General features: G+C 68.6%; 10 protein-coding genes and 6 pseudogenes. 5 read left to right on the forward strand and 11 right to left on the reverse strand.

Going from position 1 to position 15,739, the window contains the following annotated elements; genetic code table 11:
- Positions 1-63: 63 nt before the first annotated feature.
- Positions 64-183: pseudogene (locus tag AB0L95_RS24880) on the reverse strand (TetR family transcriptional regulator); the annotation flags it as partial.
- A 174-nt stretch (positions 184-357) separates the two neighbouring features.
- Here AB0L95_RS24880 and AB0L95_RS24885 point away from each other — a divergent pair.
- Positions 358-704, forward strand: a pseudogene (locus AB0L95_RS24885) (FBP domain-containing protein); the annotation flags it as partial.
- 57 nt (positions 705-761) lie between these two features.
- Here AB0L95_RS24885 and AB0L95_RS24890 read toward each other — a convergent pair.
- Positions 762-1,962: pseudogene (locus tag AB0L95_RS24890) on the reverse strand (PP2C family protein-serine/threonine phosphatase).
- A gap of 287 nt (positions 1,963-2,249) precedes the next feature.
- Here AB0L95_RS24890 and AB0L95_RS24895 point away from each other — a divergent pair.
- On the forward strand, positions 2,250-2,747 hold the full coding sequence (locus AB0L95_RS24895; RefSeq protein WP_365164895.1) for a hypothetical protein: 498 nt from the start codon (positions 2,250-2,252) through the stop codon (positions 2,745-2,747).
- 282 nt (positions 2,748-3,029) lie between these two features.
- Here AB0L95_RS24895 and AB0L95_RS24900 read toward each other — a convergent pair.
- Positions 3,030-3,110, reverse strand: a pseudogene (locus AB0L95_RS24900) (MerR family DNA-binding transcriptional regulator); the annotation flags it as partial.
- 59 nt (positions 3,111-3,169) lie between these two features.
- On the opposite strand from AB0L95_RS24900, the gene AB0L95_RS24905 reads away from it, so the two are divergent.
- Entirely contained in the window at positions 3,170-4,066 is an 897-nt protein-coding gene (locus AB0L95_RS24905) for an NAD(P)-binding domain-containing protein (protein ID WP_365164631.1), read from the forward strand.
- Here the strand turns inward: AB0L95_RS24905 and AB0L95_RS24910 are convergent.
- Positions 3,961-4,452, reverse strand: coding sequence for a hypothetical protein (locus tag AB0L95_RS24910; RefSeq protein ID WP_365164634.1), 492 nt, complete (start codon positions 4,450-4,452; stop codon positions 3,961-3,963). The two genes, AB0L95_RS24905 and AB0L95_RS24910, sit on opposite strands and share 106 nt — an antisense overlap.
- 1,238 nt (positions 4,453-5,690) lie before the next feature.
- On the opposite strand from AB0L95_RS24910, the gene AB0L95_RS24915 reads away from it, so the two are divergent.
- Positions 5,691-6,266: an RICIN domain-containing protein gene (locus AB0L95_RS24915; protein WP_365164636.1), complete on the forward strand. Its 576-nt coding sequence runs from the start codon at positions 5,691-5,693 to the stop codon at positions 6,264-6,266.
- Positions 6,267-6,680: 414 nt separating this feature from the next.
- Here AB0L95_RS24915 and AB0L95_RS24920 read toward each other — a convergent pair whose 3' ends face one another.
- The 7 genes and pseudogenes from AB0L95_RS24920 to AB0L95_RS24950 all read right to left on the reverse strand — a co-directional run bounded on the left by AB0L95_RS24920 (position 6,681) and on the right by AB0L95_RS24950 (position 12,037).
- Positions 6,681-7,022: a DUF5713 family protein gene (locus AB0L95_RS24920; RefSeq protein WP_365164638.1), complete on the reverse strand. Its 342-nt coding sequence runs from the start codon at positions 7,020-7,022 to the stop codon at positions 6,681-6,683.
- 190 nt (positions 7,023-7,212) lie between these two features.
- A pseudogene (locus AB0L95_RS24925) lies at positions 7,213-7,864 on the reverse strand (NAD(P)-binding domain-containing protein).
- 58 nt (positions 7,865-7,922) lie between these two features.
- Positions 7,923-8,366: pseudogene (locus AB0L95_RS24930) on the reverse strand (inositol monophosphatase family protein); the annotation flags it as partial.
- A gap of 30 nt (positions 8,367-8,396) precedes the next feature.
- Positions 8,397-9,743: an MFS transporter gene (locus AB0L95_RS24935; protein ID WP_365164882.1), complete on the reverse strand. Its 1,347-nt coding sequence runs from the start codon at positions 9,741-9,743 to the stop codon at positions 8,397-8,399.
- A gap of 64 nt (positions 9,744-9,807) precedes the next feature.
- A complete protein-coding gene (locus tag AB0L95_RS24940) occupies positions 9,808-10,254 on the reverse strand; it encodes a MarR family transcriptional regulator (protein ID WP_365164640.1) in 447 nt (148 codons plus the stop codon).
- A gap of 191 nt (positions 10,255-10,445) precedes the next feature.
- Positions 10,446-11,621, reverse strand: a complete 1,176-nt coding sequence (locus tag AB0L95_RS24945) for a DUF6596 domain-containing protein (RefSeq protein WP_365164884.1) — start codon at positions 11,619-11,621, stop codon at positions 10,446-10,448.
- 8 nt (positions 11,622-11,629) lie between these two features.
- Positions 11,630-12,037 carry a YciI family protein gene (locus AB0L95_RS24950; protein ID WP_365164642.1) on the reverse strand — a complete coding sequence of 136 codons (408 nt, stop codon included), beginning with the start codon at positions 12,035-12,037 and terminating at the stop codon, positions 11,630-11,632.
- 550 nt (positions 12,038-12,587) lie between these two features.
- Between AB0L95_RS24950 and AB0L95_RS24955 the strand changes: the two genes are divergently transcribed.
- A complete protein-coding gene (locus AB0L95_RS24955) occupies positions 12,588-15,560 on the forward strand; it encodes a hypothetical protein (RefSeq protein WP_365164644.1) in 2,973 nt (990 codons plus the stop codon).
- Positions 15,561-15,739: the final 179 nt, after the last annotated feature.

The following is a 15,739-nucleotide window of genomic DNA, read 5'->3' on the forward strand; positions in this document are numbered from 1 at the left end:
GAATGTACAGATGCCCCGGCGCCCGGCACGGCGGACTGCCTCCGACGTACGGCCCTCATCTGGTCAGGGTGTGGCCCGGTTACGCAGCAGAGCGTCGAGGGAATCCACGGTCCAGGCCCAGGACTCCTGCGCGTCCGGGACGCTGCGCTCGAAGCCTCCGGCCGGCTCCAGGCTGACGTAGCCACCGCCGGGCGAGCGCCGAGACGGTCACCTGGTCGGAACCCGCCTCGTCGGCCAGTTCCGCCTCCGCTAGGGTCAGCCGCTGGATCAACCCCACTCTAACCATAACCTTCCTCCCGTCCAACGACATCCATCATGCATTTACCTAATACCTTTAGGTAAATTAGCATGCCGCTCATGGAAGCACCGACCGAGCGGGAGATCCGCACCGCCTTCGTGAACTGCACCAAGGGCGAGGCCAAGCGCCTGTCCATCCCCCACGACCTGGGCGAACGGCCCTGGGACGACCTGGACTTCCTCGGCTGGAGAGACCCCCAGGCCCCCGGCCGGGGACCACCCACACCGGAGGCGTCTCACTCATGGTCGCCGCGAAGGCCGGCACGGCCGGGCAGCAGGGCAACTCCGTGGGCGTCTGTATATGCAGCGACCTCGCCTGCCCGCTGTACGCGCGAGGCAAAAACGACGCGGGCGTCGGCACACGGCTCCCCGAGCCGCTCACTCTGGAAGAGAAGATCCAGCGCACCTCACGGGTTCCTACCGAGCCACATATCGATCACCCCGCTTCACCGGTTCTGCCCGCTTCACCGGTTCTGCGGGCGCCATTCGAAGAGCAGGATGGTCGCGTCGTCCCGCAGTCGGTTGCTCTGGCGCTCGAGGATGGCGTCGATGAGCAGCCGCACCACCTCAGCTGGGCGCTGACCGGCCGCGGAGGAGCGGATGATGAAGTCAGTGAACCACTCCAGGCCGAACTCCATTCCGTTCGGGTCGCGTGCCTCCACGACGCCGTCGGTGTAGAGCAGGACCTGATCGCCCGGTTGCAGTGTCGTCTCGTGGACCTGCCGGGCTGCCGGAGCGAGTGGGCCGGCCAGGCCGATCGGGGGCTGTGGGGGACTCTCCAGTCCCCCGTCGACCACCTGCTCAGCACGGATCAGCAGCGGCGGCTGGTGACCGCAATACAGCACCCCCGTTTCCGCATCGAGCCGGTACAGCACGCCGGTGCAGAAGTGGTCGGGCAGCCACCGGGCGAGCGCCTTGTCGACGGAGCCGACGATGTCAGCCAGGTCGCCACCGCCGCGGCGGGAGGTCCGTTGCCGTTGCCATGGCCACCGACGTGACCAGGCCAGAGGCCAGATCGTGCCCCATGGAGTCGAGGATCATGGTGTGCAGCACGTTCTTGACCACCGAGTGGTCGAAGGCGTCGCCGGCAATGTCGTATGCCGGTTCCAGGACCGCGGTCGAGACACACCTGCGGCTGCCGACGGTGTGGGGTGGCACGAAAACCCGCAGCATCTCGGCGGGCAACCGCATGGTCGTGGTGCGGATGCGGGCGGCGAGCCAGTCGCTTTAGGCGCGCTTGGAGGTGATCAGCATGGCGAACAGATGGCCCAGCATCCGACTGCGGCGCATCCGCACACCGTCGAGCGACGCTGTCCGCACCGCCAGCACACCCAGCCGCTCCGCACCGTCGACCAGAGGAATCCAGACGCTCACGCCGCCGTCGGCATCGAGCACCCGCGGGGAGATGGTGCGGTACGCCCAGCCGGCCAACGAGCAATCCACCGGCAGTGACTCCAAAGCCTCGTCGAGTGGGATGAGCAGTTGTTGTTGCAGGTCGACGAGGTAGATCAGCGCGGCGTCCCGGTCGAGAGCCGAAGCGCACCGGTTCGCCAGGGCTGACAGTTCGAACGGGAGGGCCGTCTGTGCCTCGATGATCAACTCTTCCAGCTGACTCTCGTCGACGGTGACATCGGGACCGGCGGACGCGTGCTGTGGGTCCGACACGCGGATCACCCCTTCCGCGCCCAGTCTCACACCGATCCCGGTCTCTCTCACGTCAGGCAGGGGCCGACGGCACGAACTCACTTATTCCCAACTTTCGCCGGCAACGACGCCTCTGGCGTGAAACCGCACCGGATGTCGAGCCGTCAACCCGATACGACACGAAGAGTTCAACCCCACTAATTGCGTTTGCGTGTTGACCAGGCCGTATACCGTGATAGCTGCCCGCATCGCAGTAAGTAATCGCTGTCAGAAAGGAAACAGTTATGCCCATTTCACGGTGGTGTCTGATGGCCGCTGCTCCGGTGCTCGCACTGTCAAATGCCGGATGCCATGCCTCGGCGTCCTCGAGCTCCCAGCCTCAGGGCAATGAGGGAGCGGGAAGCTACGAAGTAATCCATCTGCATGGGGAGACGACACAGAACAAGAGGCTCGACAACGGAGATCATGCAACCGGAGTAGGCAATCAGGTTCTCATCACCGAAAAACTCGTCCGCAACGGGAGCAAGGACGGCTTTTCCGCAACACGATGCACCCAGGTCGGAGGGTCGTTGAATCCCACCCCGGAGAATCCGACCACTCAGTTGTGCTCAGGCGTCTACAGCCTCGGGAAAGGGCAGGTCACCTGGCAAAATACGCTCTCGGTCACGCGCCAAGGAACGCCACCGCCATGGAAGACGGCTATCACCGGCGGCACGGGTGCGTACGAAAATGCTCGCGGCTATGTTCTTGTTGACGGGGCAAAGCGAGACTACACACTTTATCTCGTTCGAACGTCCTCCTCGTGAAAGCGCGAAGCCAGCTGCTCCTTCAGATCCCGTGGTTCCCCGCGCTGTCCCACGCCACTCCGCGCCGAAGGCACGGGCGTTGGTGTGCAGCGGGCGTCCGATGAGGGAGTCGAGGATGTCGCGAGCGGCGATCAGGTCGTCGATCGCCGCGTTGATCCGGCGACGCTCTTTCGCCAGGCCGTCGATGAGTTCCGGGCATTTCCCGGAACAGGACGATGGTGTCGTCGACGGCGCAGGGAAGGATCTCTGCGACGGCGGAGGTGCCGAGTCCCGCGGACAGCAGGATCTGAGTCCTTGTTCTTCGTAGTGGCGCAGGGAGCGCTGGCTCGCGCTGGTGTGTCGTGACAGTTCACTGATCCTCATGAAGGAGAGTCCAGCAGCGCTTGACCTTGACGCCAATGTGAAGGTTTAGCGTTCGGGACATGATCGAAGCCTCTGACGAGCAGACTCGACTCATACCCGTGACCGTCCTCGGTCTCGGCCCGATGGGCCGCGCCCTGGCCCCCGCATTCCTCGAAGTCCGCCATCCGGTGACGGTGTGGAACCGCACGCCTGGAAAGGCCGGAGACCTTATCGCCCGCGGCGCGATGGCCGCCAACTCAGTCCAGGACGCAGTGCGGGCTGGACAGGTGATCATTGCCTGTCTGATCGACTACGACGCAGTGCGGGCCACGCTCGAACCATCGCAGGCGGACTGGGAGAACCGGTGGCTGGTCAACCTCACCAGCGGAGAACCGGCCCAGGCCCGCCAGATGTCACAGTGGACTGCTGCGCGGGGATTCCACTACCTGGACGGCGCCATCCTGACCCCGAGCTCGGCGATCGGCACTTCATCCGCCGCCGTTCTCTTCAGTGGCGCCCGCGATGTCTATGAGGCTGTTCAGGAGACAATGGCCGCCGTGGGCGGCACCGCGGTGCACCTCAGCGACGATCCCGGCCAGGCATCCGCCTACGAGGTCGCGCTCCTGGACAACTTCGCCACGTCGGTCAACGGCATCGTGCATGCCTTCGCCCTCGCGTCGGCCGAGGGAATCGAGCCGGACGTTGTTGGTCGTGCAGGGCCGGACCGCCGCCTTGGTGGCGGTGGCGTTGGCGCTCGCCATGCCGGAGCCGACCAGGAGCGTGGCCGACAGCGCCGCCGCGACTGCCGTTGCCCGAGTCCTTCGACGCATGGAGACGGGTCCTCTCTTTTCTCGTCGGTGGATGAAGCGGATCAGGACGCGCCGAGGCCGTGGGGCATGCCGATTCCGGTCAGTCCGTCCCAGCCCGCGCCGGCGTTGCACAGCTCGGGGCTGATCCCGGGGTACTCGGCGCACTGATGGAAGTCCTCGTAGTTCCCGCTGGTGATGGGCTGACCGGTGGCGGCGGCGAAGTCGGTCTCGCAGCCGCTGCCGGCGGCCCACCAGCCAGTCGACGGGCCGGTGGCAGGGAGGGTGACACCGCCCACGGCGATCACCGAGGGCAGGTTGGACGGCCACATCTGGTGAATACCGCCGTTGAAGCCCTCGTCCCCGGTGGAGGCGGTGATCGCGACCCCCTTGTGCTTCAGCGCCGTCAGGTCGGCGCCGCTCGTGTTGGTCACGTCCGCGGTGTAGCCGTAACTGACGCTGACGGCCGAGGCGTTGGAGGCGACCGCAGTGTTCACTGCCTTGGCGAAGTCGCCGGTGGAGACATCGTTGTCGTCCTCGCCGTCCTGCCAGGGCACGGAGATTTCCACCAAATGGCAGGTGAGGCACGCTGCGGAGGCCGCATCGAGGTCGAGGGAGGTCTCGAGGGCGAGTTCTTCCTCAAGGGCCGCTCCGGCGCCCTTCTTCTGCGGCGCCGGCTGTTTGCCGCCGGTGTCGTTCTCCAGGGTGATGCAGCCGGACGCCGTGTCGCAGGCCGGCAGGCTTTAGGTGGAGCGGTAGGTGGCCAGGTTGAGGCGAGGGTGGCGTCCACGCCCGCGTCGATGATCGCGATCGTCGCCGTACTCTTCGACGTTGCGGGCAGGTCGTACGCCTTGGCCAGGTCGGGCGGACCGTAACCCGCGGGCGTGGACGCGCGCAGCGGCGTGGTGCTGCCGGTCTTCTCGGTGACGACCCGAGCCCCGCACTTTGGGCAGACGGTGCGCACGCCGTGCTTGGCCAGCAATGACCCGAACAGCACCTCCTGGCGCAGCCGGGCGACCGGCTCGCCGCTGTCAGCGACGGCAGCCGACTGGGCGGTCACGCCGCCCGACGGCGGCGCGGCCGAGGCATGGGAGGAGGCCAGTGCTCCGACCACCAGGGTGGAGACCACCGATACGACCGCCAGTTGGCCGACCAGTCGGCCCCCGTCGGCCGTGCGTATGGCCGGCCGTCTCCCTCTCATTCGATCCACAGATTCACAAATCCTCGCTGCGTCCGGCTTGTTGGGCGCGGACGCGTTTCACGGCGGCCCCTGCGCCGGCTGACGCGGAACGCCGGGACAGCCGCGATGCGATGCATCACGCGAGTGGGATCACCCCCCTGCATCGAATGGCCGCCGTGACCGACGCCGTTCGTCGGGCGGACCGCTGCCTGCGACCCCATCCCTGGTCGGTCAGGTCGGTCAGTTAGGGCTGATCCGATGAGCACTCAGCACATGGGGCGGGGGGACGTCCGGCTTCCGGCTTCCGGCCTCCGGCTTCCGGCTTCCGGCTTCCGGCTTCCGGCTTCCGGCTTCCGGCTTCCGGCTTCCGGCTTCCGGCTTCCGGCTTCCGGCTTCCGGCTTCCGGCCGGAGTTTGCGTAGCTCGGCCGCGAAACGCGCAACCGGCCCAGCACCGGTCATCTCCCCGGTGGCCCTTCATGACCTGCGGTGCGGCCATTGATCAGGCTGGCAGAACCGGCTGCCCATTCAATTCCCCACCCGCAAAAGTCGAGGGCAGACGGCACGGACGCCACCTCGGGCACGCCGGGCCGGTCACAGCAGAAGGGAATCGGATCATGAACGTACACAAGCGCCTCGCGCTCACAACAGCGGCTGCAGCACTCGGTGCCGGGCTGGCCGGGACCGCTCCGGCTCAGGCGGAGCAGCCGTCCCTTGCCACGCAGGCTGCCGCGGCGTCCTCGCCCACGGTCGAACTCACCAACGATCTCGCGCTCGTTCCGGCGCGCGCCGGCTACAACTACATCGTCAACCGCCATAGCGGAAAATGCCTGACGGTCGATGGCTACAGGAGCAGCAACGGCGCTCCGATCAACCAGTACACCTGTGTGGGTCAGCAGAACCAGCAGTGGCGCGCTTCCACGCAGAACACCGGCTTTCAGTTGCAGGCGCGACACAGCGGCCGGTGCATGAGCGTGAAGGGCGGTAGCAAGAAGAAGGGAGCACCCGTGATCCAGTGGACCTGCAACGGTGCCCTGGACCAGACTTTCATCGGCGTGCGCGACACGCTCATCCCCCAGAACAGCAGGCTCTGTCTGGCCATCAAGGGGGGCAGCACGGCCAATCGGGCGCCGTTGATCCAGTGGCGGTGCAACGGTGCAACGGATCAGAACTTCAAGCCCCGACGCGCCTGACACTCCGTGGCGCGCCCTTTCGGCTGCACCAAGTCGCCCTGGAACGTGTGTGAGGCGCAGCGTGCGGTCCCAACGAGCGGTGAGCCGCAGATGGCAGTGGGGGCGGGGCAGCCGGGGGGCTGCCCCGCCCTGCTCGTCGTCTCACACGGCTCGCGGCCGGTGTCTTACGGGGGTATTCGTCGGCCGCGTACCGGTTCTCCCAGCCCGGGCATCCGTCGCGGGGTGGGCAGGCGGCCCGTCTTCCGCCGCGCGGCGGACCACTCTCTCGATCCACGCCGTGGTCCGGTCAGTGCGTGACGGCCGCCGCGGGGCGGACACGGGACGGTGAGCCCGCGCTGTCCGCTGCGCAGCGACCGTGCTGATCGCAGCCATCAACGAACGGCTCCGACCGTCGGTCGGCCTTCGGCCCGTCGCTCACCAATCCCGGACGGCGATCAGTTCCTCTACGTCCGCGTCCGCGAACCCGTAGGCAGTCGCGACGAACCAGAAGTCCTCGGCGATCTCCTCCCGCGCAACCGTCTCAATCTCACTCCCGGCTGCCTCGAACTCCGCCTCCAGCAGGTTGAACTCTTCCGTCGCGGCCTGGCTGAGTAGGTACAGGGCCGTCAGGTCCGACGGCTGCTCAGTCTCAATCCGCTCGCACAGCCGCAGCAGGATCGCTCTGCCCTTGTCGACGACGTCATCGGGGAAGTACTCGTCCGCGTACAGGTGCCGCAGAAACGCGTGCCCTGCTACCTGCTGGTTTGTGATCGGCATGGCGCCTCCCCATCCCCTTCGAGAACCGACGCGCCGATCATGCACCGCGCCACTGACAGGGTGGACCCGCCGGTGAGCCCAGGTATGGCCGGCACTTTCGCAACAGGCTCTGGGCGGACCGGGCGAGGTCGCGGGTGGCTTGCTCATGCGGGGGGCCGACTCCTGTTCCGTGGTGCCGACCCTGGTGGGGTCAGCGGACGAGGGAGACGGCGAAGGGCTGGAAGCCGTGTCGGCGCAGGATATGGGGAACCACCAGGATCATGGTCTCGGTGGCGCGGGCTGTGGTGATGTCGCCGAGGTCCTCGATCCATGCGGGCTGCCAGCCCAGGTCGCCCAGCAGGCCGTTGACGGTCCTCTTCGCGTGTTCGTCGTTGCCCGAGACGTAGACGGTCGGCGGGGTGGGTGGCCAGGGTTTCGGGGGCGGTCATGACCATGAACAGCATGGTGTTGAGGATCTTGACCACACGGGTGTCGGGCAGGGCGGCCTGGAGTTGCTCGGCGAGGCTGCTGCCGGGATAGCACAGGTCGCCGGGCAGGCCGTCATCGGCGTCGCGGGTGGCGTTGGAGACGTCGACGAGGGTCTTTCCGGCGAGCTCGGTGCGCAGGTCGGTGAGGCGGTGCAGGGCGCTGTCGCCGAGCGTCGCGTTGATCAAGATGTCCGCGGTGCGGGCGGTGGTGCGCTGGTCGGAGAAGGAGAGGCGCGGGTCGATGCCCTCGGTGGGCGCCGCGGTCTCCTCCTTCGGGCTCCGGCGGCCGAGGATGACGGGGTATCCGGTCGCGGCGAGCTGGGCGGCGAGACCGGCGCCGACGCGGCCGGCGCCCAGGATGCCGATGGTGGTCACGAGGTGATGCTCCTTACGGTGTCAGGTGGGACGAACGCGAGCGCAGGCCGCTTCGCGGTCAGGCCATCGGCGACAGGACTTTGAGGGCGGCTGTGTGGATGCGGGGGCGGCGGCCAGCAAGTCGCGGCTGCCTGTGCTCCAGGGTTCGCCCGCCAGGTCGGTGACGGCGCCTCCGGCCTCGGAGACCAGCAGGGCACCGGCGACCAGGCCGGAGCGGACGTCGGAGCTGCCAGAACGCGTCCATGCGTCCGGCAGCGACGTGGATGAGCTGCATCGTGGCGGGAACGGAAACGCGCACGACGAGTCCGTTGACGAGCATCGCGGTGACCGACTCGCCGATCCGGCGGAAGGTGCGCTCGTCCTCGCCGGGCTTGGCCTGCTCGGTGCCGATGAGCGCGGCGCGAAGGTCGGTCTTGGCGGACACCTTCAGGGGCCGGTCGTTGAGGCGGGCACCGCCACCGGCGGCGGTGTAGGTGTCGCCGGTCGACGGCAGATGGACGACGCGGGGACAGGGCCAGGCCGCCCGGGAGGTCTACTTCGCTGCCTGGGCGTCCGTTGTCGCCGCGCGGCCGAGCGTGCGGTCGAAGACCGTCAGCAGGAGGTAGAAGACACCGGCGCCGAGCATGACCCAGGCGAGCCGGTGCATGCCGCCGGTGTCCGCGCGTTGCCCGAAGGACGCGGCGGTCGCGGAGGAGGCGATCATTGAGCCGATGTAGGCGAAGGTGCGCAGCAGCCCGGCCGAGGAAGCGGTGCGCTCGGGATCGGCCTGGAAGTAGACGGAGTTCTGCAGGGCCAGGTTGTTCAGCCCCTGCGGGACGCCGAAGATCAGGGCGACGAGGAGCAGCATCCACAGGGGGCTCTTCCCGGTGAGCGTCAGGATCACCAGGCAGGCGACGATCTGCCCGGCCGCGCCGAGAAGCAGCTTCCCGCGCAGGCTCTTGCGCCGCCCGGAAACGAGCGAGACACCGATCGCCACCAGGAACATGGGGATCTGCGCCAGCCCGGCGCGGAAAGGCGTCAGCCCGTAGCCTTCCTCGGTCCACTGGCTGAAGCCGTAGAGGAAGGCGTAGGCGACGACGTAGGCGACCAGCGCGCGTCCGTAGGTGGCCAGGAGCGGCGTGTTGCCGCCGAGTACCCGCAGGTCGATGAACGGGGTGGCGGCCCGTAGCTCCCGCGCCGCGAACGCGGTTCCCGCGGCGGCGGCGATCGCCAGCGGGTAACAGTCGCGCAGATGCAGGTTCATCAAGAACAGCAACAGCGAGATGAGCATCGCGGCGAACAGGCCCATGCCGAGGAGATCGAGCTGGGCGGCCAGGCGGCCACGCTGCGGAGCCTCGCCCGTTCCGGCCGACTTCGGCAGCCGCCACAGCCCCAGCAGCACGGCCGCGACGGACAGCGGCACATTGAGGGCGAAGGTGGCGCGCCAGCCGCCCGCCGCGATCAGCAGACCGCCCAGCAGCGGGCCGACGACGGCGATGGTCTGGTTGGCGACCGCCAGGGCGGTCAGTACCCCGCCGGGACTGTCCCGCCCGGTGCGCTTGGCCTCGCTGCGCAGCAGTGCCATCGCGGCGGGATAGCCCGCGCAGGTACCGAACCCGAGCAGCACGCGCGCGGCGATCAACACCCCCACGTTCGGTGCCAGGGTGCCGACGACGCCGGCGACACCGACGAGACCGGTGCTGAGGAGGAAGAGCCTGCGCGGCCCGAAGATGTCGATGAGCCGGCCCACGACCGGCTGCCCGAGCGAGGTGGCCAGGTAGAGGGCGGAGACGAGCCACGCGGTCTGCGAGGCCGGCGCGCCCAGGGCCCTGCCGATGGGCACGAGCGCGACGGAGATGATCGTCGAGTTGATCGGGTTGAGGACCGAGCCCAGCATCATGGCCGGCAGCAGCCGTCGGTCGAAACCCGGCTCGCCGGTCTCCCGTATGGCGTCCGTCGTCGCCTCAGTCACGTGTCAGCCGCTCCAGTACGGCCATGGCGGCGATCACAGCCTGACGTTCTTCTTCCGTGCATTTGTCCTGCAACTGGCCGGCGAGCCATTCCGTCCGGGCCTGCCGTCCCTCCTCCACCCGACGGTGCCCCTCCGCGGTCAGTGCGATCAGCAGGCGGCGCCCGTCGTCCGGGTCAGGGCTCCGCTCCACCAGCCCCATCGCGGCAAGCGATGCGACCATCGCCGTCATCGACTGGTGCCGCACCCCTTCGGTCGAGGCGAGCTCACTCGCCGTGACGCCCCCCTTGCCGGACAGACGGGCCAGGACGGACGCCTGGCCCAAGGTGATGTCCTCGGCCTCGGAAGCCTTCAGGATGCGGCGCCGCAGACGGCTGATGACCGCACGGATCTCGCGCGACGCCTGAACCGCCGACGGCGACAGGCTCGGGTTCTCACTCATGCCCTCCACGCTAAAGTATGCAGCCCTAGCTGTACAGTTTTGCCTGTACAGCATGTGCCGCGTCACTCACTGTCCCCTTGCACACAAGCCAGGAGCAGCCGTCAGCGCTGGTCAGCGGGCCGGCCCAGCGGAGGGACCGCTCTGGCCCCGGCACCGCGCCGAGCACCGCGGGAAATGCCGAGCGCGAACTGTCAGTGACGCGGGCGGGAGTTGAGGCGGGCGGCCTGGCGCGTCAGGTGGTCGCGCTCGGCGAGGTTGGGTGCCTTTCGGGCCGCCTCGGCGTACAGCCGTGCTGCCGTCACCAGGTCGCCGTCGCGCTCGTGGAGGTACGCCGCCACCGCTGGATGGCGGGGCAGTGAGGCGTCCAGCGCCGCGAGCGCGGAAAGCCCGGCGCGCGGTCCGTCGGCCTCACCGACGGCGACCGCGCGGTTGAGTCGGACGACCGGGCTGTCGGTCAGCCGCGTGAGCTCGTCGTACCACTCGACGATCTGTACCCAGTCGGTCTCCTCGGCGGTGGGCGCATCCGCGTGGAGTGCCGCGATGGCGGCCTGGACCTGGAACTCCCCCAGTCGGTCGCGGGCGAGGGCCGCCTGCAGGATCTCGACGCCCTCGGCGATCGAGGCGGTGTCCCACCGGCCTCGGTCCTGCTCGGCGAGCGGCACCAGGCTGCCGTCGGACGCGGTCCGGGCGGCGCGCCGGGCGTGGTGGAGCAGCATGAGGGCGAGCAGCCCCGCCACCTCGGGGTGGTCGACTTGGGCCGCGAGCTGCCGGGTGAGCTGGATGGCCTCGGCGGCGAGGTCGACGTCGCCGGAGTAGCCCTCGTTGAAGACCAGATAGAGGACGCGCAGCACGGTGGCGACATCGCCGGGCCGGTCCAACCGCACGCCCGAGACGGTGCGCTTGGCCCGGCTGATGCGCTGCGCCATGGTCGCCTCGGGCACCAGATAGGCCTGGGCGATCTGGCGAGTGGTCAGCCCGCCGACGGCGCGCAGAGTGAGCGCCACCGCGGACGACGGCGTCAGCGACGGGTGGGCGCACAGGAAGTACAGCTGGAGCGTGTCGTCCACAGCGGGCGAGGGTCCGGGCGGCGGCTCCTGCTCGACGAGGTCCTCACGCCGGCGGCGGGCGGTGTCCGCCCGCGACGCGTCGAGGAACCTGCGCCAGGCCACGGTGACCAGCCAGCCCTTCGGATCCCGCAGGGGATATCCCCTGCTCGAAGAGCTTGGGGAGGGGTCGGCCGACCAGACGCGGACCGCCTCGACCAGGGCGTCCTGCACGGCGTCCTCGGCCGCCGCGAAGTCGGCTCCGCGGCGGACGAGGATGGCGAGCACGCTCGGCGTGAGGCTCCTGAGCAGGGCCTCGTTCATCGAGGAGGTCACTCCGTGATGGTGGGCGGCGCGGCCAGGCACGGACGCACCTCGAGCCACTCGTGGATCGGCTTCCCGCCCGCCCCAGGGGCCGCCGACAACTCCCCGGCCAGCTCGATGGCGCGCTCGTAGCTGTCGACGTCGATCACCATCCAGCCGGCGATGAGGTCCTTGGTCTCGGCGAACGGACCGTCGGTGACCGGCGGGCGTCCCTCGCCGTCGTACCGCACGAACATGCCCTCGGGGGCGAGCGCCTGACCGTAGACGAACTCGCCCGTCTTCTCGAGCCGGGCCGCGAAGTCATGCATGTACTGCACGTGCGCCGAGATCTCCTCCGGCGTCCACTGGTCCATCGGCACATCGTTGACCGCAGCCGGAGCGCCGCGGTAGTGCTTGAGCAGCAGGTACTTGGCCATCGTGATGCTCCTCGGTGCTCGTGCGACCCATTGTGGCCGCCTTCACCTCAGAGACGGAGCCAAGCACCCGTTCTCGACATCGCCGGCCAGAATTTCTTCGACTCTCGTGGATCAGCCCGGGTGAACCGTCTCGCGGTGTCCGGATCGACCGCACGACGCGAGGACGACAGGAGGCACGCGCACCCCAGCGCCGGCATCGCCCGGCAGCCGCCTCCGGTGTATCCCGCGCTCCGGGCCGAGCAATGCGCAGGTCAGGATGCCAGGACCACTCATCCTTGCGGTGCCGCCACAGGATCCCGCGACCGAGGAACTGTCGTTGGCCCCGGCCGGGTGGCTCGCGGGCGGGACGCCTGTCGTCTCAGGCACACAAAACCGCCCATACATCCGATCCATTGCACCGGATTCGCCCCCACGGAGGCCACCTCCTTGCAATCCAGCCGCGTACAACCCGTTGACAGCGTCGAGCGTCGACTGTCAGGTTGAGGCCATTCATCGGATGTCTCGGTCTCCCTGCGGGCATGCTCGCGGCTTGACGGATCCCGGAGCGGTCATGAAATGGATTGCGTCGACGTGCAGGATCCTCGGTTCCGCACTCGCATTCGGACTGGTGGGCGCGGGAGCGCTGGGCGTGTCGGCAAGTCCGGCGCGGGCCGCCACCGCATCGGTGCTGTGGGCAGCGCCTGACGGCCACGGCGCGGCGTGCACGTCGAGGAATCCCTGTTCCCTGACCACCGCGCAGGCCGAAGTTCGCGCTGTTGAGCACGACCGGAACCCGGCGAGCCTCAGGGTCGAACTGCTCGGCGGCACCTACCGGTTGAGCAGGACGTGGAAGTTCGGCGCGGAGGACTCCGGCAGGCCCGGGCACCCGGTGGTGTGGGAGGCCGCGCCCGGCGCCCACCCGGTCGTCTCCGGCGCCTCCCGGGTCACCGACTGGCACGAGGTGGGGAGTACCGGTGTGTGGGCCGCACACGTGCCCCACGGCAGCGTCACCCGTCAGCTCTACGTGGACGGCAGGGAAGCCCCCGTCGCCCAGGCCACCCCGGCGGCCCTGCACTTCACGGGCGACTGGGCCGGGTCGGCCACGGGGTACGACCTGTCGCACGATGCCACGGCCCGGGCCTGGTTCGCACACCTCACGCCCGCGCAACTGGCACAGGTCGAGTTCGACTATCCCGCGGGCAACGGCGCGTGGACCGACTCGAAGTGCGGGGTCGCACGGATGTCCGGCAGCACACTGGTCATGGACCAGCCTTGCTGGACCAACGTCACCGACATCGCCCCGTTCAGCCAGGGCAGCGGCGGCCTGCCGTCGATGTCCACCTCACAGCTGCCGGCCACGATCCAGGGCGCGCGCAGCCTTCTGACGGGCGGTCAGTGGTTCCTGGACGGCTCCGCCGACACGCTCTACTACACGCCCAAGAGCGGTCAGCGGATGGCCGGCCTGGACGTCGAACTGCCCCGGCTGGAGAAGCTGGTACAAGGTGCCGGAAGCCTGGCCGAGCCCCTGCACGACATCACTTTCGCGGGCCTCCAGTTCTCGTACGCCACCTGGAACGCCCCCTCGTCGCCGGCGGGCTTCGCCGACGTGCAGAGCAACCTCCACAGAACCGGCGCCAACAACCAGGGGCTGTGCACCTTCTCCGCCCCCGCCGGGAGTTGCCCGTGGGGCGCACTCACCCAGCCCCTCGCCAATGTCGCTTTCACCGGGGCCAGTCAAGTGACGATCACCGGTGACCGATTCGTCAACCTCGGGGGCGCCGGCCTGAGTTTCATGTACGGGGGAACGCACAACGTCATCGACGGCAACGAGTTCACCGGGATCGCCTCCACCGCGCTGTCGCTCGGCTGCACGTACGACCCGACTCCCACCGCCACGCCGGCCTCGGTGATCAAGGACAATTGCACCCCTGACCCGAAGACCGTGCAGGCGGACCAGGTCGGGACGAACGAGATCCTGGACCACACCGCGGTCTCGAACAACGTGATCCACGGCGTCGGCACCGACTACCGCTCGGCCTGCGGCATCACGCTGCTGTTCAGCCGCCACACCACGATCACGCACAACGAGCTCTACGCCCTGCCGTACACCGGGATCACCGCGGGCGTCATCCAGGGCCACGTCGACGAAGCCGACCATCCGCAGAACTCGACCAACATCAACGCCGACAACACGATCAGCGACAACCTGATCTTCAACGTCATGCAGGTCCTCGACGACGGCGGCGCGATCTACATGGAAGGCCACCAGGCACAGTACGTCCACCAGGCCGACGGCACCATCGACGCGACGGCCACCCTCGCCCACGGCCTGCACGTCACCGGCAATGTCGTCTACAACGACGGCTCACGCTTCAACGCCTTCTACGACGACGCCGGTTCAGAGTGGATCAGCTTCAGCGGCAACGTCGAGTTCCACCCGCTGGCCGCACTCGGCGCCCAGGGCGGCTGTTCGGCCACCGGCCACTTCTGGGTCACCGGCAACTACTTCTCCGACCCCGCGGGCAGCTACTTCTGCACGCTGCCGATCGACTCCCACGTCAACGACAACACCGCCATCCCCGCGTCCCCGGGCCCGGGTGACATCCCTGTCTCTCTCCTGGCCCACGCGGGCGTCACCGACGGACACCGAGCACTGGTGGGCCACCTCCCCCTCGAAGCGAGCTACATCTCCGCACCCACGCCCGTCACCGCCGGATCCTCGACCGAACGGGTCCTCATCGCCGGTGCCGGCTTCTCGCGCGGAACCCCGGTGTACTTCGGCAACCGGCGCGCGAGCGACGTCCAGTGGGTCTCCTCCGGCTTCCTGATCGCCACGGTGCCGACCGGAGCCGACGGCACGGACGTCACCGTCGGCACCTACGTACCCCGTCCGGTCATCACCGCCCCCACGGGCGGCACCACCGGCCTGGCGGACACCATCACGGTGCGCGGTACAGCGGTGGCAGGCAACGCCATCGCGGTCACCGACAGCACGAACCGGGCAGGCTGCACCGCAACCGCAGCCGCCGACGGCAGCTGGTCATGCACGCTCACGGGATCCTTCCCCGGCCAGCAGACCCTGTCCGCCACGCAGTCCGGCAAGGGCGGAGCCACATCCAAGCCGTCGGCGGCTGTCCTGGTCTACGTGGGCACCCCGCCGGCCACGGCACGCCTCAACGACACCGATCCGTCGATCGTCTACAGCACCTGGGACTACCTGGGAAACCGGGGCTACGGCGACCACGACGATGACGTCCACTACGCGACGACCGACGGCAGCAGCATCACGTACACGTTCATCGGCGCCGGGATCAAGGTGTTCGGTGAGGAGTTCACCGATCAGGGCGACATCGGCGTGTCGATCGACGGCAAGCCCGCCACCGTCGTCGACACCGTGCCTGCGGACGGTACGCGCCACGCCGATGCCGCCGTCTACACCAGCCCGGCACTCGCCGCCGGCGTCCACACCGTCGTGGTGACCAAGCTGTCGGGCACCTACGCCACCTTCGACGGCTTCGAAGTCGACAACCCCGCCTCCGACTGACCGCTGGACGCCCCACTGGAATCCTGGCAGGACGGCAAGCCTCCGTGCGGCGGAAGGACCCCACCGCCCGGAGGCTGCGCCACCCCCATCGGCGCGGCCTCGGTATCCACGCCCAGGACATCAACCGGCCCTCCGCAGGCGAACACATCGCTCCTGGTATCCAGCAGCGGTGTGCCATC

Source organism: Streptomyces sp. NPDC052036, from assembly GCF_040680495.1.
Lineage (GTDB): Bacteria > Actinomycetota > Actinomycetes > Streptomycetales > Streptomycetaceae > Streptomyces.